Raw genomic sequence first — 20,028 nt, 5'->3', positions numbered from 1 at the left:
GTCCTTCGCCTTGTTCGATTAATGTATTTAATTGTTGGGGTGACATTGTTTATTTACTCGCTTTGTTTGGGTGAGGTGGGTGAGTTGGTTAAGTGGGTTTCTTTTACTTCGCTAATTACTATTTTATACTTAACAATTCACCATTTCACTAATCACTTAAGTATTCTCACAGCTTCGCCTCCTCACTCACATTCCAAAAAGGAGATAAGGTAAGAAAGGCATATATACTTTGCTTAAATAAAACATTAAATTTAGTAGAAAATCTTAAATAATAGAAAAAAGCCGGAGAGATTGTAAAATTAAGATGGAATTTAGTTTATTCGCATATGTGTATTGAAAATCTTTAGCAAGCTAGTTTGTTGAATTTTAAGGGTTTTCGACTTTCTGTTTTGTTTAAGCTAAGTCAATTTGCGCTGTTTATTTTATAGGATAAAAGTAGTAAAAATTCTTTTATAAACAGGCTACTCAGTAAAAAATATTACTGATGATAATAGTCGTATTTATACTTGTATAACAGTCAGTGGTTTACTATGTGTAAAAGCTTTTTGCAAGGCTTCTGTTTAGGGAAGTTTAGATTTTAAAAAAGTGAACTACAGAAAACTCAGAAGAGGTTTTTTAATTCTTGAGTTATTTTTTAAATGCTTCCTGAAGCGTTAAAATAAATCGTTTCTCCTCTGTTACTATGCCGGCATAGGCTTCTGCAACACGGATTATAGAATTAATGCATAGCTCTTTGATTTCAGGAGTGAATGTACTTTTATTTTGATAATAGTAATTAAGAAAGGAATCTAAAGCTTCATTTTTATTTAAACCGGCTTGAAAATCGTTAAAGAAACCTGATTCGACTAATAGTGTATTAAAGTTGTTTAATTCTTGTGTTGGATTTGGTAAATATTTTTGAATTAGCTGACGGGTAATTATATATATTTCTTCAATCTCTTCTTCTTGGACTTGATTGTCGGAGATAGCAATAGCATAAAGTAATTTTCCAAATGCGGTATAAAAATGATGACTAAGCATAGGTGTGTCTATTTTTAAAGTTCTAAAGTACAAAAAATAATATTCGCTAAAATAAAAAAAGCGACAATCCAAGTGGAAGTCGCTCTCAATTAAAATTCAATTTTGATTAAAATAATCCGCCTTGTTGATAGATTTCCATTTGGACTTCGTAAAAAGGATTTACTTTAACTTTTGTATTTTTACTTATATTTTCAATAAGACCATTTTCAAAATTAACCCTAATAGTATCGCCATCACTTAATTTTAAAGCTTCAACAGATTTATAAGTCATAATGGGAAAGGCAGCATTAATAGCATTTCGCTCATAGATTGCCCCAAAAGATTCTGCTATAATAGCTTGAATGCCAAGTGATTTAAAACAATCTACCGCTTGCTGCCGAGAACTTCCACTTCCGAAATTCTTAGTAACAATTACAATATCTCCTGCTTTAGCCTTGCTCGAAAAGTCTTTATATCCTTCTAAATTATCAAAGGTATATTGTCCCATTTCTTCAATATCGGTTATTGATAAATAGCGATTATGGAAAATCATATCAGTATCTATATTGTCTTCGGTAATATACCAAACACGACCTTCTATTATTTTTGGTTTTTCTACAATTTGTTCATCGCTTGATGCCTTTTCTAAGCGTTTTAATTTTTCATCAGGATGAAAAGTTAATGGAACTTTGGGTATATGATGCTCATCGGTAATATATCCCGCAACTGCTGAAGCGGCTGTGGAAGTAGGCGATGCTAAATATACACTTCCTTTTCCTTGTTTTCCGGGAAAGTTACGGTTACCGGTACTTACAGTGATTTCTCCGGGTCCGTTTTGACCCACTTGTCCTGCTGCACAGCCTGCACAACCGGCGTTTGAAATTAATGCTCCTGCGTCTTTAAAGATGGTAAATAAACCTTCATCCATTGCTTGCCTCCAAACACTATCGGTAGTAGGTACAATCTTTAGTACAACCCCGGGTGCTACTTTCTTTCCTTTTAAAATCCGTGCTACTTCGCGCATATCTTCTATACGTCCGTTAGTACAACTCCCTATAAAGGCAGAGTCGATTTTAATTTTATCTTCTTCGGGAATAGCAATGGTATCATGAGGTGCTCCGGGACGAGAAACCATAGGAACAAACGTAGTTGCATCTATTTCGATAGTTTTTGCATAAACAGCATTTTCATCAGCAGCAATTCTTTTTAGTTTTCTTCCGCAAGCTTTTTCAGAAAAAGCCATTATCTCATCGTTAGGAGGGAAGAGCAGAATTATTACACCCATTTCCGTTCCCATACTGGCGATAGTAATTCTATCGGAAAGACTCAGACTGTCAATAAGTTCACCATATAATTCAACGGAATAACCCAATAAAGTATTAGCACCAAACTCATTTAATAAATTTAAAACAATATCTTTAGCAGTAACGCTTTTGGGCGGAAAACCATTGATAATTAATTTAATGGATTCCGGGACTTTAAACCATACTTTCCCACTATTAAATGCTGCTGCAATATCCTGATCGCCCATTCCTTGTCCAAATGCTCCGATAGCACCTAATATATTTGCGTGCGAGTCGGTGGTAACAGCTGTTGCCCCGGGTACTACCAAACCATCGTTAATCATAGTATGTGTTCCTATTCCATTGTTGATATCGTAGACTTTTACACCATTATTTCGTGCCCAAACTCTTACAATTTGCTGATTGACAGCATATTTTTGATCGGAGCCTGTGGGGTTGGTATCAAAAGTGAAAAAGGTTTTTGATGGATCGTCGAGAGTAAGATTTTTTTCTATCATGGTTTTAACCACATTTGGACCGCCAAAATCGCGTGCAGCCCGAGCATCAATTTCAATATCTACAATATCTCCAGGCTTAATAATATCGTATTTTGAGTGATTAGCAATTATCTTTTCAATTATATTCATCTTATTTTGCGTTTTTTTAGTTTTAGAAATTAGATCGAAAGTAAAAAGAATTAAACCTTGAGCCTTTCCTTAAAAGGCAGGAAAGTCATAAAATCGGCATGATGAACAATATAAGCCTCTGTTGATCTTTTAACCATATTTCCTTCTCCGGCATGAGCTGCAATAATATGGCAAACTTCTGCCGGAACCCCTGCTTGCTCTGCAATAGAAACTCCGGAGAAAGGATGACGAAGATATTTCCCGTAATTACTTTGAACAGCATTGCCATTCTTATCCAATTCATACTCGAGAAGTTTGCCAACATCGGCTAAAATAGCACCTGCAAGTAAAACGTCCATATCAACAGTAAGCTCACCGTGATACATTTCATTTATTTTATTTCCTGCATCACGTGCAATATGCACAACAGAGCGTTTATGATCCATAAAAGTAACCTTTAAATCGGGGCCAACCAATAGTGTGAAAGGAATACGGTTTAAATCCGCCGGTGTTAAAACACTTCTCTCTAATGCCAACTCCCAGGTTTTAGCTGTTTTATTGCGTAAGTCTTCATCTTTTATCCAGTTTAGTTCCGGCCAGAGATTGTATACTTCTTTTGTCATAATTATATTTTTTTGATTTAAGAGTGCAGAGTTAAGAGTGCAGAGGCAAAAAGCTACAATCTTTTTTTTGCAGTATTAATACTAGCAACATAAATTGAAATAAGCTCATTTGCCTCATCTTTAAGATTTCTAATTTCATCTTTATTCTCAACCATATTTGCTCTATCAAATATCTTTATCCCAATCAATGTTTCCCTAAGTTCTTTTAATCCAATTTTCATTTTATGAATAAAATCTCTAGTAGATTCAGCTGACTGAGCTTCACCATAATTTAATGCAGGAGAAGTTGAAGCACGAGAAATTTGGTTTGCTAAATTCTGACCCAAATAGGTGTTTGGAAGTTTCTCAATCACAATATTCACTGCAATTGCAAAATTAATCAATCTATCCTCTAAAAATTCCCTTCTACTCCTTTTATCCATTTCAATTCTGCTCTAATAAATTCTATACTCCACATTCTGCACTCTCAAATCTTAAGTCTGCATTCTTAACTTTTAATTCATTTTATTTATAATAGCATCTGCCATTTGTTGAGTACTGGCAGCTCCTTTTTCAATTACATCCGGTTTTCCTGCCATTTTACACATATCGTAGGTTCTGACTTTTCCTTCAGAAACAACTTCAGCTACAGCCATGCGGATTTTTTTTGCAATATCTTGCTCATCAATAAAATCGAGCATCATACAGGCTGATTCTATCATTGCAATTGGATTAACGATTGAGACATCGTAATCGGCATATTTTGGAGCAGAACCGTGAGTGGGTTCAAAAACGCCAATACCGGTATCAGGATTCATTTGTGCCGAAGCAGCAAATCCTAAACCTCCGATTAAACCTGCAAACCCGTCAGAAACAATATCGCCAAACATATTTCCAGCTACTATAACTCCATAGTTTTCAGGGTTTTTAGTCAGCCACATCATTTGGGCATCAATATTGGTGTTCCATAATTCGATATTAGGATAATCGGCTTTTTGAATTTCCATCGCCATTTTATACATCATACCGGAAGTCTCGCGAATAACATTTGGTTTTTCGCATAAAGTAACCGAAGGATAATTGTATTTTTTAGCATGTTCAAAAGCTGCGCGTAAGATGCGTTCTGTACTTTTTTTAGTAAAAATACGAGTAGAGACAGAAATTTCTTCTTTAGGCGTTTTCCCGAAATTCTTTACAAACTTTGGATGTGTCATCAGTCCGCCATATACTACATCATTAGGATTAGTCCATTCAACACCACCGTAAAGACCTTCGGTATTTTGGCGGAAAATAGCAGCATCAACAGCAGGTTCTTCTATTTCACCATTTGCTCCTCTACGAACAAAATTAAGAGGATTACCAAGATAAGACTTGGTAGGTCTGAGGCAGATATCTAAGTTAAAATGTTGCCGTAAACCAACAATTGGACTCGAGTAAATAAGATTTCTCTCTTTTAACTCAGGAGATAACTCTTCAAAAGCTGCATCTTTTGGCTTGGAGGTAATAGCACCAAAGAGCGCGATTTTATGTTTTGCAATCAAATCAATAGTACGTTGTGGTAATGGTTCACCTTCTTTTATCCAGAATTCCCATCCAATATCGCCTTCAACATAATCGGCTTCAAAGCCTGCTGCTGTTAGTACTCTTAATGTTTCTTCTAAAACAACTCTGCCGATTCCATCACCGGGTAGAGTAACAATTGTTCTTTTTCCCATTTTAAGTTTTTATTTTTTTATGCTCTCAAAAGTAAAGAGTATAAATGGTATTGCCAACAGAATTAATATCTTTTCATTTAATTTTATTAAGATAATCTTAATAAGTCAGATTATAAATAATTAGGTTGCTGAGTATGCGTAATCAGTGAGTAATAAATCACATTTAAGTACAGTTTTATAAGAATTAGCGGCATTATTTTTTACTTTTGCAAATGCTCAATTAATTCTAATTTTTTTTACGTTGAAGGATTACATAAATCATAAAATTTTTAAAACTATTTCTGATGTTGCCGATGAGATGGGTGTAGAAGCTTATGTTGTTGGTGGTTATGTTCGAGACAGTATTCTTAAACGGCCATCGGTAGATATTGATGTAGTGGTTATGGGTAGTGGGATAGAGGTAGCAGAGAGAGTTGCTAAAAAGCTCGACCCTTCTACGCAAGTAAAGGTTTTTAAAAATTTTGGAACTGCAATGTTTCATTTCAGAGGTGAAAAGAATTGGGAAGTAGAATTTGTAGGTGCACGCAAAGAATCTTACCGTTTAAATTCTCGTAAACCTATTGTTGAAGACGGAACATTGGAAGATGATCAGAAAAGGCGCGATTTTACTATTAATGCATTGGCTTTCAGCTTAAATAAAAATAATTACGGCAGACTTTTAGACCCTTTTAATGGAGTTTCAGATATTAAATCTAAATGTATTAAAACGCCACTCGATCCTGATATTACTTATTCTGACGATCCTTTACGTATGATGCGAGCCATAAGGTTTGCCAGTCAGTTAAATTTTACAATCGAAGAAAAATCGTTTAAAGCTATCAACAGAAACGCCAAAAGGATAAAAATTGTATCTAAAGAAAGAGTGTTAGACGAGCTAAATAAAATAATTCTGAGTCCTAAACCCTCTATTGGGTTTAATTTGCTTGAAAAATCAGGGCTGCTCTCGTATGTGTTTCCGCAATTGATTGATTTAAAAGGTGTTGATGTTCGCAAAGGAATTGCTCATAAAGATAATTTCTATCATACCATTGAAGTGCTTGATAATTTGTCGGTTCACTCAAATGATTTGTGGTTACGTTGGGCTGCCTTATTGCATGATATTGCCAAACCGGCAACCAAACGTTTTGTTGATGGCCAAGGATGGACTTTCCACGGTCATGAGTTTAAAGGAGCTAAAATGGTTCCTAAAATCTTTAGTGAGTTAAAATTGCCAATGAACGAAAAAATGCGTTTTGTTCAAAAAATGGTTTTATTGCATTTGCGTCCTATTGTTTTATCTCAGGAAATAGTTACCGATAGTGCTGTGCGCAGATTATTGTTTGATGCCGGAGATGATATTGATAAGCTGATGACTTTATGTGAGGCGGATATAACTTCTAAAAATGAAGCAAAAGTAAAACGCTTTTTGAAGAATTTTAAGTTAGTGCGCCGGAAGCTTATCGAAATAGAAGAAAAGGATAGCATACGTAATTGGCAACCACCCATTAGCGGCGAACTTATTATGGAAACATTTGCTATTCAACCAAGCCGACAAGTAGGACTTATTAAAGACGCAATTAGAAATGCAATACTCGATGGGGAAGTAGCAAATAACTTTGATGAAGCCTTTGCTTTTATGCTTAAAAAAGGAGCTGAGCTTGGATTAACTGCTGTTAAAAACTGATTCAATTAAACGTATTTCAATAGAATATAATCATTGGCGTTAAAAATAATATTTTTGTTTTTGCATATGGTTGTTAAACTCCAAAAGAATAGATATCGAATTCTGATTAATCTTTCTCTTATTGAATACCATAAAAGCTTAGTCATTATTATAATTGCCTTTTAAAAAACCTTAAATCTAAAGGCTTCCCTAATTTTTTTTGTACATTTGGGCAAAAATAAAACACCATAATTATGTTTCAAGCACAGGTTTATGCAAATCGCCGAAAAGAGGTGAAAAGTAAAGTAGATTCAGGGATTATACTAATTCTTGGTAATCAGGAAGCTTCGTTTAATTATCCGGCAAATACTTACCATTTTCGTCAGGATAGTAACTTTTTGTATTTTTTTGGCCTCGACCTTTACAACTTAGTTGGGTTAATGGATATCGATAATAACAAAGATTATATTTTTGGAAACGATGTTGATATTGATGACATCATTTGGATGGGTCCTCAACCAAGTATTTCGGATCAGGCAAAAGAAGTTGGAGTTGAAAATACCGGCAACTTAAACGCCTTAGCTACTTTTATTTCCGATGCTCAAAAGCAAGGAAGAAAAATTCATATTCAACCTACTTATCGTGGCGAACATGTAATTCAATTAGCTGATTTGCTGAATGTTTCACACGGAGAGGTAAAGAATTTCGTTTCAGAAGATTTAATTAAAGCTATAGTAGCAATTCGTGAAATTAAAGATGAATATGAGATTGCTGAGATAGAAAAGGCTGTTGCTATTGCCTACGATATGCATACAACTTCTATGCGTATGGCTTACCCCGGTCGTGTAGAGCGTGAAATTGCAGGAACTATCGAAGGTATTAGTTTAGCACAAGGTGGTCCCGTTTCATTTCCTATTATTCTGAGTGTTCATGGCGAGACTTTACATAATCACGAACATGGAAATATTTTGGAAGTAGGTAGAATGATGGTTACCGATGCCGGAGCAGAAACTACTATGCATTATGCAAGTGATATTACTCGTACTGTTCCCGTTGGCGGTAAGTTTAATGAGCGACAAAGAGGTATTTATCAGGCTGTTTTAGATGCTAATATGAAAGCTATTGAAGCTATTAAGCCGGGCGTTGAATATCGTGATATACATTTCTTGGCTGCTAGTGTTTTGGTTAACGGACTGAAAAAAGTCGGCTTGATGAAAGGTGATACTGCTGCTGCTGTTAAAGCCGAAGCTCATACTTTGTTTATGCCTCACGGACTGGGTCATCAAATGGGATTAGATGTTCACGATATGGAAGGTCTTGGTGAAGATTACGTTGGATACGATGAGAATACAAAACGAGCTACATCTTTTGGGACTGCTTATTTAAGAATGGCTAAAGCATTAAAACCCGGAATAGTACTCACTGTTGAACCGGGATGTTATTTTATTCCGGCTTTAATAGATCAGTGGAAAGCTGAGAATAAGCATTCGGAATTTATAAATTATGATTTGCTGGAAACATATAGAGATTTTGGCGGAATTAGGATTGAGGACGATATTCTGGTAACGGAAAGCGGGCAGCGAGTTCTCGGAAAACCAATACCAAAAACAATAGAAGAAATCGAGGCCACAATGGCAAACAAACTTTAAATACCGAGGCTCGATTTAATCGAGCCTTTTTTTTCAAAATATGGGAGCATCAGAATACGTAGATAATAAACAGGGAGACTTAGAAATAAACCGATATTACTTGTTTTTGTTGGTTAAAACTACAGTAATGCCCGATGGCGTAGAATATTATGTTATGGAAGATATCTATGGAAATAGGCATTTAATGGAGAAAGCTCCTTATAAGAATTACGGATTTGCCTTAGGCGAAAAGGTCGAGATTCGTATTGATAAAGTTAATTGTAAAGGAAAGGTCTTTTTTGAGCCTAAACATCCACGATATAGTTTGGGAGCTACTGTAGAAGTAGAGTTTATTGAGCATGCAAAGGAAAAAGATAAGTTTAATGAAGATATCCATGTGCTGAAAGTGAGAGATCCGGAAGGTGATATATCTTCAGTAATACCAATAAATGATAGTCAACGTAAACCGGACTTTAAACCCAATTTTCTTAAATGCGAGGTATATGGAATTACTAAAGGACGTTTAATTTTAAAGCAAATAGGATAGAAAACAGTGAACGAGCAAATTATAAAATACAAAAATTATATTCAGAATATACAGGGTGATGAACATGCTCTGTTAGTTGAAAAAGCTTGGTCTATATTTGTCGGTCAACAAGAAATTACCAGTGATCGTAAAAAATACGTAGAAGGTGTTTTGGATATTTTAGCTGATGAACTTAATACTTTTTCCTATAGCCTTATCAGTGCTGTATTTGCTTGTGGTTTGGAGCAAACTCCGGATAAAAAGCTAATAGTAGATAACTTTGGCGAGTCTATATGGCGCATAGTAGAAGGTAGCTTTAATATTAAAAATATCAATACGGCAAAGGCTATTAGTCAAGCCGATTATCATCGTCAATTATTGCTTTCAGTTTCTAACGATATGCGCGCTGTTCTGATTCAGTTAGCAGCCCAAGTATATAAACTTCGACACATTAAGCAGATTGATAATGTAGTAGAACAGAACCAATTACTAAATCTTGTTGAAGCAGTTTATATTCCTATTTCGCACCGTTTGGGCTTTTATAAGTTAAAATCGGAATTAGAAGATATTGTTCTTCAATATCATGAACCTGAATTTTATTTTAGCATCAAGCAAAAGCTTATTGAAAGCGAAAAGGAAAGACAGAAAATTATAGATGAATTCTTGCAGCCTATTATAAAAGAACTTGATAAGCATAAATTAAACTATCAGATTAAAAGTCGTGTTAAGTCAATAAATTCCATTTATACGAAAATGAAAAAACAAGGGATTCCCTTTGAAAAAGTTTTTGATTTATGGGCGATTCGTATTATTTTGGATAGTGATCCAAAATTAGAGAAGGCTGATTGTTGGCATGTTTATTCGGTTGTAACTAACATTTATAAACCTGATTTAAGTCGCTTACGCGATTGGATAACAATGCCTAAAAGTTCCGGCTATGAATCTCTGCATGCAACTGTTCAAGATAAAAATAATCGTAATGTCGAAGTGCAAATTCGTACCACACGAATGGACGATGAAGCAGAAAATGGTATGGCTGCTCATTGGAAATATAAAGGAGGTAAGGGAGGCGACGGAATAGATTATTGGTTGAGTTTAATCCGTAAAGCAATACAGGAGAACGGAGCACCAACAAGTGCTTTTGACTTAAATAGTGCTAAATCTTTTTCTAACGAAATTTTTGTTTTTACTCCACAAGGCGATCTGAAAAAATTAAGTGGAGGAGCTACAGTACTTGATTTTGCTTTCAGTATTCACTCTGATATTGGTTCGCATTGTGCAAATGCATTGGTAAATGGTAAAATAGTTCCAATTAAATATGTTTTAAAGAATGGCGATCAAGTACAGATTATTACTTCAAAAAATCAAAAGCCCAGTGCCGATTGGTTGAAATTTGTAATGTCTAATCGTACAAAAATAAGGATAAGAAAGGCTCTTGATGAAGAACGATTATTAGAGATAAGTCGAGGAAAGGAAATTCTTGAGCGCCGTTTTAAAAATTGGAAAATGGATTTTAACCAAACTGTTATTGATAGATTGGTTGAATATTATAAGTTTAAACAGATTCACGATTTGTATTTGAATGTTTCGCTTGAAAAGATTGATCCACTGGATTTAAAAAAGATTCTTTTACAAGAACCCAAAGCCGAAGAAAAGGAGAATTTAGTTTTAACAGAAGATAATACCATTGTCGAAGAGCAAATGGAGGATAAGCTCGACAAATCGAGTCAGGATATCCTTACAGTAGATCAAATTGACCATATCAATTATAAGTTTGCAAAATGTTGTAATCCTATTCCCGGCGATCGTATTTTTGGTTTTGTAACAGTTTCTAAAGGAATTACAATTCACAGAACTACATGCAAAAATGCCGCTAATATGAGAAGTCGCTTTCCTTACAGAATAATTCCGGCACAATGGAAAGCTCAGAAACAAAAATTAAATTTTAAAACCACAGTTGGTATCAAAGGCAGAGACGATGTTGGCTTGTTGAATAAAGTAACTCAGGTTATTTCTAACGACTTAAGTATTAATATGTTGAGCTCAAGCTTTCAATCGAGCGGTGGTGTTTTTAGCGGACTAATTAAAGTTTTTGTTCACGATGTTGAGCATCTGGAACTTATGATTGAGAAACTTTCTCTAATAAAAGGTGTTGAACAGGTTTACAGAAAAGATTAAATAAAGAAGTTTTATTTTTCCTTTTTTATAACTCTTTGTAAAAAGCCTTGTGTGACCTTGTCGGAAATTAACTCAGTTAACACCGTTCTATAAAGATGTGGGTTGCATCAAACGATAAACCGGATAGGGAAAATAATAGCTGCCCCATTGAGGAACCAAGTATCTATCGAAGAAATTCCATCTTAGTAATCCGTCATCTGTTTCCGGCTCTAAAAGATAGGCTGCGAGACTCCCTAACTTTTGACTGCTCAAAATGTAGTAGGTTCCTGCTTTAAATTCTTTCTTTTCAATAATATATTCACCCTCTATGGTATTCAAATAATGTCCCTGATTTAATCTGCTTACAGGTTTCAAACTGCTGATTTTATAGCGTTCAACTTCTAATTCGATATCCGAATTTAATTGCTTAAGCTCAATACCATGTAGTTTTAAGGTATTAATTACTTTTTCGTTAGTCGTGTTTAAAATGTAAGCATAAGGATAAGCTATTTGTTTAGTAGCATAATAATCAGCAATATAAGGAACTGTAACATCTACTTGCTTATCGGTTTTCTTATATCGAGTCCGCCCGTTCTTATCTTTATAAGGTTCTACTTCGTAAGTCATTATAGTAGCAAGTTTTGGTGTTGGGTAACCTTTATATTTTAATGCAAACGAATCTGCTTTTGTAGTATTTAAACCACGAAGGAGATTTCTTTCATCGGCTTTAGCCAAAATATTTTTAATTTCATCTTTATTATCAACTGCAAAATCCATTATCGATAATAATAAATTATGTGAGCCTAAAACTCTCGATTTATAATCGGCATAAACATAATTTTCGTCTAAAATAGAAAGTCGGTTACGAACGCCAACATAATTAGTCATATATCGTGTCTCTGAAGCATAGGATATCCAGCCTTTAGAACGGTCGCCACGATCGATAAATTCGCCATAAAAACAATTTAGTGTTTTGTATTTTCCTTTTAAAGTTTTAGAAACCCAAGGCATCATATTATCGCGCATATAGTTTATTAAATTGCGGTCTCCATTTGGATTCATTTGCCAGGTAAAAGTAACAGGTTCAACATGATATGAACCGTTTGTAGTGTGCATGTCCACTACTATTGCTGGATCCCAGCGATTATATATTTGACTGACAACCGCTTGCATTTCAGGAGTTTCTAATTTCATTGCATCACGATTTATATCGAGCTGTTGTCCATTATACCGTACCCCAACCGATTTTGGTCCGTTTTGATTTGTTCTGTTTTTCTCGCTCATTTTATCGTTACCATCGGCATTAAGATCGGGGACAATAAGTATAATCAGCTTTTTAAAATATTTGTTGTCGGGATTATTAATCATTTCACGTGCAAGTGCTTGCGTTGCCTCTTTTCCTTCAATTTCACCCGGATGAATATTGGCCTGAAAATAGAGAACTAAACGCTCATCGTTTCTTATATCTTCGGGGGAGTCAATCATAGGATTTGCTAATATTAATAGAGGTATCGGTTTTCCTTCGGTTGTTTTTCCAATGGTATCAATGCGTAGATATGGCGAGTTTTTATCAAGTATCTTAATGAAATTTAATACGTCTTGATGAGTTGATGTTTTAGTGTAATTTGATGATTCTGCTATAGTTAACAGGTTTACTTGAGCTTCTACTGCAAGGTTTAAAAACAGTATAGAAACTAAAAGAAATAAGGAGCTTTTCATGATCAGTTTAATTAGGTTTATGCAAATGTATGAAACCATTGGAAATTTATAAGCCTTTTTTAAAGAAGAAAAAAATAGATGGAGTGTTTAGATTTTATCTACATTTGTTATACTATATAAAATCATATCTTAATGAAAAATAACCTCAAATACGGAATTATTTACATGTCCATTTTGATTGCTTTCATATTAACAGTGAATGAAGTTTATGCTCAGGGAACAAAAATAGATTTAAATAGCAATGATTATATTGCTAAGGTTTATACTTCTGAAGGAAAAACAGTAGGTCCAATAGTGGGCGTTCAAGATAAGTATTTGGAGATAAGAAATTTAGCTTTTGGAAAATACGATGAAGTCGTACACATTGAAAGCATTGATATTGATAAGATTAAAGTCTATAGAAAAGGAAGAGTAGGAAGAGGATTAATTTTAGGAGGACTGAGTGGAGCATTGTTTGGGGCGACTTTAGGGTTAGCCAGTGGCGATGATCCTGAAAGTGAATTTATTTCTTTTAAAGCAGAAGATAAAGCTCTTGTTTTGGGTGCTTTTTTTGCTATTCCGGGCACAATTATTGGTGGTATTTTAGGTACAAAGAAAATAGTAATCCCCATCAGGAATAAGCATCAAAATTATGTTCAAAAAAGGAATTTAATTTCTAAATATAAGAAGTACTAGCCTTCGGATCGATTTACAATTTCATTTAATTTTCTGAGCTGTAATTATGAAAAGAAAAGAGTAGGAGAAAGGTTTTTTATAAGCAACGCTTTTCTTCAATTTCTCTGAATTTTAATATAGAATCGTAAAGACTTATGAATAATGTTGATTTGCTTGAAATATAACTTTGATAACTACTCCATAAATATTCAGATGCCTGTTTGCTAAAACCGGGATGAACAGGATTGTTGTGGATATATAATAAAATACGTTTTAGATAATTTTCTGAGTCAGTTAGTTTTTGCTTAAATGAACGTTCGATAAAACTTCCGTGGCGTTAGTGCTGTTTATTCCGCAATAATACCAAACAGAGTGATAAAGCCAATGGCTGTAGTTAATGATAGATTTCTTTTTGTCATAATCTTGTTTAAAGGATTATTATTTTCTCTCATGGTTTCAAAATTAGTAAAGAAAGCGACTTAAAATTATAACTTTAACCTTCCTTAAGCTTTTTTAACCTGAATTTAAAGCATTAGTAGAAATGGCATATTAATTTTGCAACTGACAATAATCAAAAAAAACATAAACGATATGAAAACTTTACGAATCAGCTTGCTTTTTATTATAGGAGTTATTTTTAGTTTAAATTCTTATGCTCAAGAGCCTAAAACAAAAAAGAAAGCTAAAATTAAGATAGAAGTAATTGATGATAATGGAAACAAAAAAGTAGTTGATACAACTTTTACCATAGACTATGACTGCGATTATATTGAAATTTTGCGTCAGATAAAAGAGCAAGCAGGATTTTCGGATGAAGAAATTGCTAAGATGAAAAGTGAACTAAAAGAGTATGCTAAACAGATGACCATTGACATGGACGTTATTATGGATGAATATTTTGATAACGAAAATGTACAAAAGCATATGATGACTGTCAGCGAAGAAATGCAAGAGGGAAAAGAAAATCTTCAGAAAGCTTTAGAGGAGTTGAAAATAGAACTTGAGAGCATGAAAATGAACGAAAAGGCTATGGAAAAACTGGAGAAAGCAATGGAAGAATTTCATCAAGTAGAATGGGCAGAGCAGACAGAGCAATTAAAAGCACAAATGAAGGATTTGCATAAGTATTTTGATGATGATGAAAATATTTTTGTGATGAATGCTAAACAGGCAAAAAAGAGTATTTGGATTGATAACGATGGCGAAAAGCGAATTACTATTAATATGAATGTTGATTCTGACGGAGATAGCCTTGAATTAAGAGAGATTATTATAAAGGGCGACTCTATAGATAACAACCAAAATATTTGGGTAGAAAAAGATGGCGAAAGGCTTCTAATTAAGAAAATTAAAGGTGGAGAAAATATGGTTTTCTTTGGTGATGATGCTGATTTAGAGGAAATCTATGAGATGGATGGAGGACAGCTTATTGTTAAAAAACTTAAAGGAGAAGCTGCTAAAGGCGATGCCATCTTTATTAGTAATGATGTACATATGATTAAAGAAGATGGAAATGTTAGAGTTATACGTTTAAAGTCGGACGAAGGAGAAGATACAAAGGTAATTGTTGATGTTTCAACAGATGTTGATAGGAGCTCACACGGAAAAATGCTAATGATTTCTACCCTTGATGATGGAGAAATTGCAAAAGCTACTGCAAAAGGTATTCTTGATTCTAAAGCAGAAGCATTAGAATTGAATAATTTTACACTAAATATAGATGATGAGATAACAACTATCACTACTGCTTTTAAAGAAAAGGGGAAACTGAAAATTACACTTTTCGATGCGGATATGAATGAAATATGGGAACAAAAAGCAGGAAAAGTCAGTGGCGAATGGTCGGGCGAACTACCATCGGAATTATTAAAAAAATCGGAACGATATTTTTTGCTGTTTAATAAAGGAAAGAAAGCAAAACTATTAATGATAACAATAAAATAATTAGTAGAGGATTTATTTACCTTTAAATTTTGGTTTTCGCTTTTCTAAAAACGCTTTTTTACCTTCTTTCATATCTTCGCTGGTATAGGCCAAATAGCGCAATTTATTAATTGTTTCAATTGCCTGAGAATCAAGGGGGCGAGCCTTACTTAATAGGTTTAATTGTTGTTTGGTAACGGTAATACTTAAAGGCGAATTGTCTATAATTTGTTGAGCTAAGGTATAGGTAAAATCTTCTATTTCATCGTGATCTACCAAATGATTTAGAATACCAAGATTATAAGCTTTATCAGCGGTAATAGGTAGAGCGGTATAAAACATCTCTTTTGCAATATTTATAGGGACACGATTAAGGAAATTTAAAATTCCTATTGCATTATAAGGAACACCCATTTTTGCAGTTGTAATAGCAAAACTTGTTTGTGAAGTACCTATTAAAATATCGCAGCTAAAAGCTAAATCGCAGCCGCCACCCCAAACACTTCCGTCGAGCATTGCAATAATAGGGTGGGGAAACACCTCAATTTTGCGCATCAGTTTTTCTAAGGGGTTATTAATGGGAAGAGGATCTTTACCCGATTCGGGTAATTCATTAATATTGGAACCGGCACACCAAACATTGGCTTCGGTATTATTACGTAAGATTACAACTCGTATTTCATCTGTTTTAAAAGCATCGAAAGTAGCACAAAGCTCACTTAATAATTTTGAGTCGAAAGCATTTTTATTTTTATCGTTATTAAGTGTAATAGTAGCTATTTGATTCTCTATATGTGTTTTAATAAAGCTCATTGAAAAATGTTTAAACGGACTTAGATTTTGTGTGGAAATGGATATTCATTCCTTAATTAAAGTATTTACTTTACATGTAATCCACACTCCTTAGTTTCAGGATTTTCCCACCACCAACGACCGGCACGTGTGTCTTCGCCTTCTTCAATAGCTCGTGTACAAGGTTGACAACCTACGCTGGGGAATCCTTTATCGTGTAAGCGATTATATGGAACACGATTTTCTTTGATATAATCCCAAACTTCTTCTTCTGTCCAATCTACAATAGGATTTAGTTTTATTAATCCATTAGCTTCATCCCATTCTACAATTTGGACATCCGTACGAGTGACACTTTGATCTCGACGCAAACCACAAATCCAAACATCCAAACCTTTAAAAGCTCGTTTTAGAGGTTCAATTTTACGGATATGACAGCAGAGTTTTCGATTTTCTATACTTTCAAAAAACAGATTAATGCCTTTTTCGTTAACCATTTCTTCAACTTGCTTAGCATCAGGAAAATATACTTGAATAGGTATTTTATATCGTTTACTTGTCCTGTCTATTAAATCATATGTTTCCGGAAATACACGACCGGTATCTAAAGTAAATATTTTAGTAGATTTATTAATCTTAGATATCATATCGGTAATTACCTGATCTTCTGCTCCAAGGCTGGAGGAAAAGGCAATTCTATCTTGAAATTTTTCTATAAAAATTTTAATTATCTCTTCGGGAGATTTATTTTCGACAAGATTTTGTAGTTCTTTGATTTGAGATTGCATACAATTTTGTATTTATAATCGGCAAAGATAGGCTTTTTCATTCTTCATCTAGTAAGGAGAATGTAACATATTTATTGTAAAAATAAACCACCCCTAAGCCAAAAACACTAGCTAAAATCCCTAAAACGGCATTAAAATAAGGAGGTGCAGTTAAGGCCATTCTTATGATAAGTGTAGCAACCGCAAAAGCAGAATTCCTAAATACTATTAAATAAGAATAATTGTAGCGTAAACTAATTAAAACTAATAGTATATCGTTGAATATTAATATTGTATAAAAATTAGAGAAGAAATCAAATATCTCTCCATGTCTGAGATATAACGAGATATCTATAATCCCACTAATAATAAATAATATAAATAGTAGTAAGGCACTATTTTTTTTAAAAAGGATAAACCGAGTTTGGTTTACAGGATCGGATGTAATGGGTGTATGTTTTTGAATCTTACTTATTAATAAAATAATAACAAAAATAACTAAAGCTCCAAAAGCATCGGAAAGCATAGCCGATATAGGTTCAAATGCTTCCTGCCAATCGAAATCAAAATTCAAATTCCCAAATTGTTTAAATGCGGAACGTAGCAAAATTAGTGAGAAAATCTCGAACTGTTTTATTAACGATGTGGATACAGAACGTGCAATAGCGAATACTAAACCTACTATTTCAACTAATAGCAAAAGAGTAAAAGCAATATTAATAGCAAAGAATTTATTAGAGGGAATCACAGCAGCAATAGCAGGAGGAAGTAGGTTAAAAGTATTTAGAATAGAAATAATAAGGGAAATTATAAAAGAAGCGCCCAAAAGACTTCCAACTAATCGATGATTCTTTCTACTATCCCAATATTGTTGGAGCTTATCGAAAATTACAGAAATAAACAATAATAATTTTGTCGTCATATTTATCTAAATAAAAATACTTATTCTTTATCTATCGCAAACAAATATAATAAAATCTGTAAGTTAGGTGTTGATGGATATAGGGAGGGCGTTTAATGAAAAAACAAAAGCTCCTTTCTCATTAACATCCCAATAGGAAATACCCAAGGCATCGGCTTCTGATTTAAGTTGCTTAATACGCCACCAATGGTTTGAAGAATCAAAAATAATCGCATTAAAACTATATTGGCTACGTAATTCCTCTAAATTTACTTTTGCATCTTTTGCTATAACTATATAATTAATTGCTAATGGCGTTTTAAAACTTCTTTTTGTTTGAACCTTGTCTAAATACAGAATCCTAAGAGAATTAAAAAGAATTATATTTTCTTTAAATGTTAGTACATTTAAACTATCTGATTGAAAATTTTGTAAGACGACTCGTTTTTTTACTCCATTTTTAATATGATTCTCACCAACAATAAATTTTTGTTTCTGTTGATCAAAAATAAAAGCAGAATCACCTAAAAGCACACTTTTTTGTTTAGAGATAAAGTCCATAGCCGACCAGCTGTTTGTTTTGTAAACCACCCAAACATCTGATTTCAAATTATTTGTATTTGTAAAAATAAAACTCATAAGTAGTAATAATACAGTTGAGAGCATAGGGAAAAACCATATTCTTTTTCTATATAAAATTAAAGTGATAGCAGAAAATAATAAAATGTAAGATAATAAAACTTCGGATTGAGCCAATGATAGGTTATGACTTACAGCATTTGGTAGTTGGTTTATTATTTCTACTCCTTTGTTCAGGCTGATTAAACTTAGGTTTAGAAAGTTAGAAGCAATTATTCCTAATAAACTTGATGATAGTCCGAATAAGCCAATAAGTAAAACTATTATACCACCTGTAATTACAATAAAAGCAAGCGGAATAACCCAAAGATTTGTTAGTAGAAAATAATTTGGAAATTGGTGAAAATAATAGATTGCTAATGGAAAAGTTCCTATTTGGGCAGCGATAGAAACACATATTAAAGCCCATATTTTACTTAATAATATGTTTTTGAAATAGAGTAATTTAAAAAGTTTTGCTTGTATATAAAGTATGGCAAACACAGCTCCATACGATAATTGAAAACCGATATTATAAATTAAGTTAGGATCAATCAAAAGCAGTAGTAATGCGGAGGCAGCCAAACTATTATAAGTATTGCCTTTTCGGTTAAATAATTTTCCAATAATCATAAATGTAAACATGGTAGCAGCACGCATTACCGACGGTGATAATCCCGTAATTAGAGTGTAAAACCATATGATGGCTAAAATAATTATAGTTTTTAATTCGTTTCCAAATGGGATTTTCCCCAAAAATCCGAATAGAAAATTACTTAACATAAAAATAATGCCTACATGCAATCCGGATACACAAAGAATATGCATTGCTCCTGAACCTGCAAATAGTGAGCGTAGATTATCATCTAAATATTCGTCGTAGCCAATTAGAAGAGCAGCTGCCACCGCTTTATTCTCACTCTCGAATTGCAAATTGTTTATAATGTTAAGAAGTTTTGTTCTGAGTTTAATTGCTAAAGATTGTAGGCTAAAATTTCTTTGAGATTCTACTTGTTTCCAATCGCTTTCCTTGATAAATATTTGATGAAAAATTCCTTTTCGTCGCATATATTTCCCATAATCAAAGGCATATGGATTTTGAGTTCCTTGAATTGGAGTGAGTTTTGAGGTGTAAATAATTTCATCATTATATTTAAGCGGAAATTCATCCTGTTTCTGGAAATAAAGTATTATTCTTCCATTACTTGTTTTCCAGATGGAATCTTTGGCAGTAAAAACGGCTTTTACCCGACCTATACTTTTGTATGTTTTTGCTGTTTCCGTAAATGGACTTTCAATTTTGATTAAGTATGCTTTAGTGTCAGCAAACTTTGTGTAATGACTTTGTCTATTAAGGGGGGAATTATACCAAAATGCTATAATCCCGAAAGTTAAGAATATAATTGTAAGTAAAAAGCCGTTTATCCAACGAAATTTATATTGATGATATTTTTTAAGAAAAAATATCCATAATAT

17 protein-coding genes are annotated in these 20,028 nt (G+C 33.5%); 7 read left to right on the top strand and 10 right to left on the bottom strand.

The window, feature by feature from the left end:
- On the top strand, positions 1-213 hold a 213-nt coding region (locus J7K39_08155; GenBank protein ID MCD6179862.1), incomplete at its 5' end, for a hypothetical protein.
- Positions 214-627: 414 nt separating this feature from the next.
- Here the strand turns inward: J7K39_08155 and J7K39_08150 are convergent.
- From J7K39_08150 to J7K39_08130, 5 genes are all read right to left on the bottom strand, one after another.
- Positions 628-1,020 (bottom strand): hypothetical protein, encoded by a 393-nt coding sequence (locus J7K39_08150; GenBank protein MCD6179861.1) that lies wholly within the window; start codon positions 1,018-1,020, stop codon positions 628-630.
- 106 nt (positions 1,021-1,126) lie between these two features.
- Entirely contained in the window at positions 1,127-2,929 is a 1,803-nt protein-coding gene (locus tag J7K39_08145; protein MCD6179860.1) for a 3-isopropylmalate dehydratase large subunit, read from the bottom strand.
- Positions 2,930-2,979: 50 nt separating this feature from the next.
- Positions 2,980-3,531 carry an HDIG domain-containing protein gene (locus J7K39_08140; GenBank protein ID MCD6179859.1) on the bottom strand — a complete coding sequence of 184 codons (552 nt, stop codon included), beginning with the start codon at positions 3,529-3,531 and terminating at the stop codon, positions 2,980-2,982.
- Positions 3,532-3,584: 53 nt separating this feature from the next.
- Complete coding sequence (locus J7K39_08135; GenBank protein MCD6179858.1) at positions 3,585-3,953, bottom strand: four helix bundle protein; 369 nt, start codon at positions 3,951-3,953, stop codon at positions 3,585-3,587.
- A 72-nt stretch (positions 3,954-4,025) separates the two neighbouring features.
- A complete protein-coding gene (locus J7K39_08130; GenBank protein MCD6179857.1) occupies positions 4,026-5,225 on the bottom strand; it encodes an isocitrate/isopropylmalate dehydrogenase family protein in 1,200 nt (399 codons plus the stop codon).
- 298 nt (positions 5,226-5,523) lie between these two features.
- On the opposite strand from J7K39_08130, the gene J7K39_08125 reads away from it, so the two are divergent.
- The 4 genes from J7K39_08125 to J7K39_08110 all read left to right on the top strand — a co-directional run bounded on the left by J7K39_08125 (position 5,524) and on the right by J7K39_08110 (position 11,199).
- A complete protein-coding gene (locus tag J7K39_08125; GenBank protein ID MCD6179856.1) occupies positions 5,524-6,888 on the top strand; it encodes an HD domain-containing protein in 1,365 nt (454 codons plus the stop codon).
- A gap of 233 nt (positions 6,889-7,121) precedes the next feature.
- Positions 7,122-8,516, top strand: coding sequence for an aminopeptidase P family protein (locus J7K39_08120; protein ID MCD6179855.1), 1,395 nt, complete (start codon positions 7,122-7,124; stop codon positions 8,514-8,516).
- Between the two features lie 40 nt (positions 8,517-8,556).
- Positions 8,557-9,042 carry a hypothetical protein gene (locus J7K39_08115; protein MCD6179854.1) on the top strand — a complete coding sequence of 162 codons (486 nt, stop codon included), beginning with the start codon at positions 8,557-8,559 and terminating at the stop codon, positions 9,040-9,042.
- Positions 9,043-9,048: 6 nt separating this feature from the next.
- A complete protein-coding gene (locus J7K39_08110) occupies positions 9,049-11,199 on the top strand; it encodes a bifunctional (p)ppGpp synthetase/guanosine-3',5'-bis(diphosphate) 3'-pyrophosphohydrolase (GenBank protein ID MCD6179853.1) in 2,151 nt (716 codons plus the stop codon).
- A gap of 87 nt (positions 11,200-11,286) precedes the next feature.
- On the opposite strand, the gene J7K39_08105 is transcribed toward J7K39_08110, so the two are convergent.
- Positions 11,287-12,897, bottom strand: coding sequence for a M14 family metallopeptidase (locus J7K39_08105; protein ID MCD6179852.1), 1,611 nt, complete (start codon positions 12,895-12,897; stop codon positions 11,287-11,289).
- Positions 12,898-13,029: 132 nt separating this feature from the next.
- Between J7K39_08105 and J7K39_08100 the strand changes: the two genes are divergently transcribed.
- Both J7K39_08100 and J7K39_08095 read left to right on the top strand, forming a co-directional pair.
- Positions 13,030-13,572, top strand: a complete 543-nt coding sequence (locus tag J7K39_08100; protein MCD6179851.1) for a hypothetical protein — start codon at positions 13,030-13,032, stop codon at positions 13,570-13,572.
- A gap of 570 nt (positions 13,573-14,142) precedes the next feature.
- Entirely contained in the window at positions 14,143-15,495 is a 1,353-nt protein-coding gene (locus tag J7K39_08095; protein MCD6179850.1) for a hypothetical protein, read from the top strand.
- 12 nt (positions 15,496-15,507) lie between these two features.
- Here J7K39_08095 and scpB read toward each other — a convergent pair whose 3' ends face one another.
- The 4 genes from scpB to J7K39_08075 form a co-directional block, all read right to left on the bottom strand.
- A complete protein-coding gene (scpB, locus tag J7K39_08090) occupies positions 15,508-16,287 on the bottom strand; it encodes a methylmalonyl-CoA decarboxylase (protein ID MCD6179849.1) in 780 nt (259 codons plus the stop codon).
- Between the two features lie 65 nt (positions 16,288-16,352).
- Positions 16,353-17,054: a phosphoadenylyl-sulfate reductase gene (locus J7K39_08085; protein MCD6179848.1), complete on the bottom strand. Its 702-nt coding sequence runs from the start codon at positions 17,052-17,054 to the stop codon at positions 16,353-16,355.
- A 37-nt stretch (positions 17,055-17,091) separates the two neighbouring features.
- Entirely contained in the window at positions 17,092-17,955 is an 864-nt protein-coding gene (locus J7K39_08080; GenBank protein MCD6179847.1) for a hypothetical protein, read from the bottom strand.
- Between the two features lie 63 nt (positions 17,956-18,018).
- Positions 18,019-20,028: ComEC family competence protein (locus J7K39_08075; protein ID MCD6179846.1), on the bottom strand; the 2,010-nt coding region annotated here is incomplete at its 5' end.

This window comes from Bacteroidales bacterium, assembly GCA_021157585.1.
Classification (GTDB): domain Bacteria; phylum Bacteroidota; class Bacteroidia; order Bacteroidales; family UBA12170; genus UBA12170.
This window is presented reverse-complemented; position numbering and strand designations above follow the sequence as displayed.

Coding starts and splice junctions, on each gene's coding strand:
- J7K39_08145 (MCD6179860.1), bottom strand. CDS start 2,929: ATGAATATAATTGAAAAGATAATTGCTAATCACTCAAAATACGATATT.
- J7K39_08130 (MCD6179857.1), bottom strand. CDS start 5,225: ATGGGAAAAAGAACAATTGTTACTCTACCCGGTGATGGAATCGGCAGA.
- J7K39_08095 (MCD6179850.1), top strand. CDS start 14,143: ATGAAAACTTTACGAATCAGCTTGCTTTTTATTATAGGAGTTATTTTT.
- J7K39_08135 (MCD6179858.1), bottom strand. CDS start 3,953: ATGGATAAAAGGAGTAGAAGGGAATTTTTAGAGGATAGATTGATTAAT.
- J7K39_08105 (MCD6179852.1), bottom strand. CDS start 12,897: ATGAAAAGCTCCTTATTTCTTTTAGTTTCTATACTGTTTTTAAACCTT.
- J7K39_08125 (MCD6179856.1), top strand. CDS start 5,524: ATGGGTGTAGAAGCTTATGTTGTTGGTGGTTATGTTCGAGACAGTATT.
- J7K39_08115 (MCD6179854.1), top strand. CDS start 8,557: ATGGGAGCATCAGAATACGTAGATAATAAACAGGGAGACTTAGAAATA.
- J7K39_08150 (MCD6179861.1), bottom strand. CDS start 1,020: ATGCTTAGTCATCATTTTTATACCGCATTTGGAAAATTACTTTATGCT.
- J7K39_08100 (MCD6179851.1), top strand. CDS start 13,030: ATGAAAAATAACCTCAAATACGGAATTATTTACATGTCCATTTTGATT.
- J7K39_08120 (MCD6179855.1), top strand. CDS start 7,122: ATGTTTCAAGCACAGGTTTATGCAAATCGCCGAAAAGAGGTGAAAAGT.
- J7K39_08080 (MCD6179847.1), bottom strand. CDS start 17,955: ATGACGACAAAATTATTATTGTTTATTTCTGTAATTTTCGATAAGCTC.
- J7K39_08085 (MCD6179848.1), bottom strand. CDS start 17,054: ATGCAATCTCAAATCAAAGAACTACAAAATCTTGTCGAAAATAAATCT.
- scpB (MCD6179849.1), bottom strand. CDS start 16,287: ATGAGCTTTATTAAAACACATATAGAGAATCAAATAGCTACTATTACA.
- J7K39_08140 (MCD6179859.1), bottom strand. CDS start 3,531: ATGACAAAAGAAGTATACAATCTCTGGCCGGAACTAAACTGGATAAAA.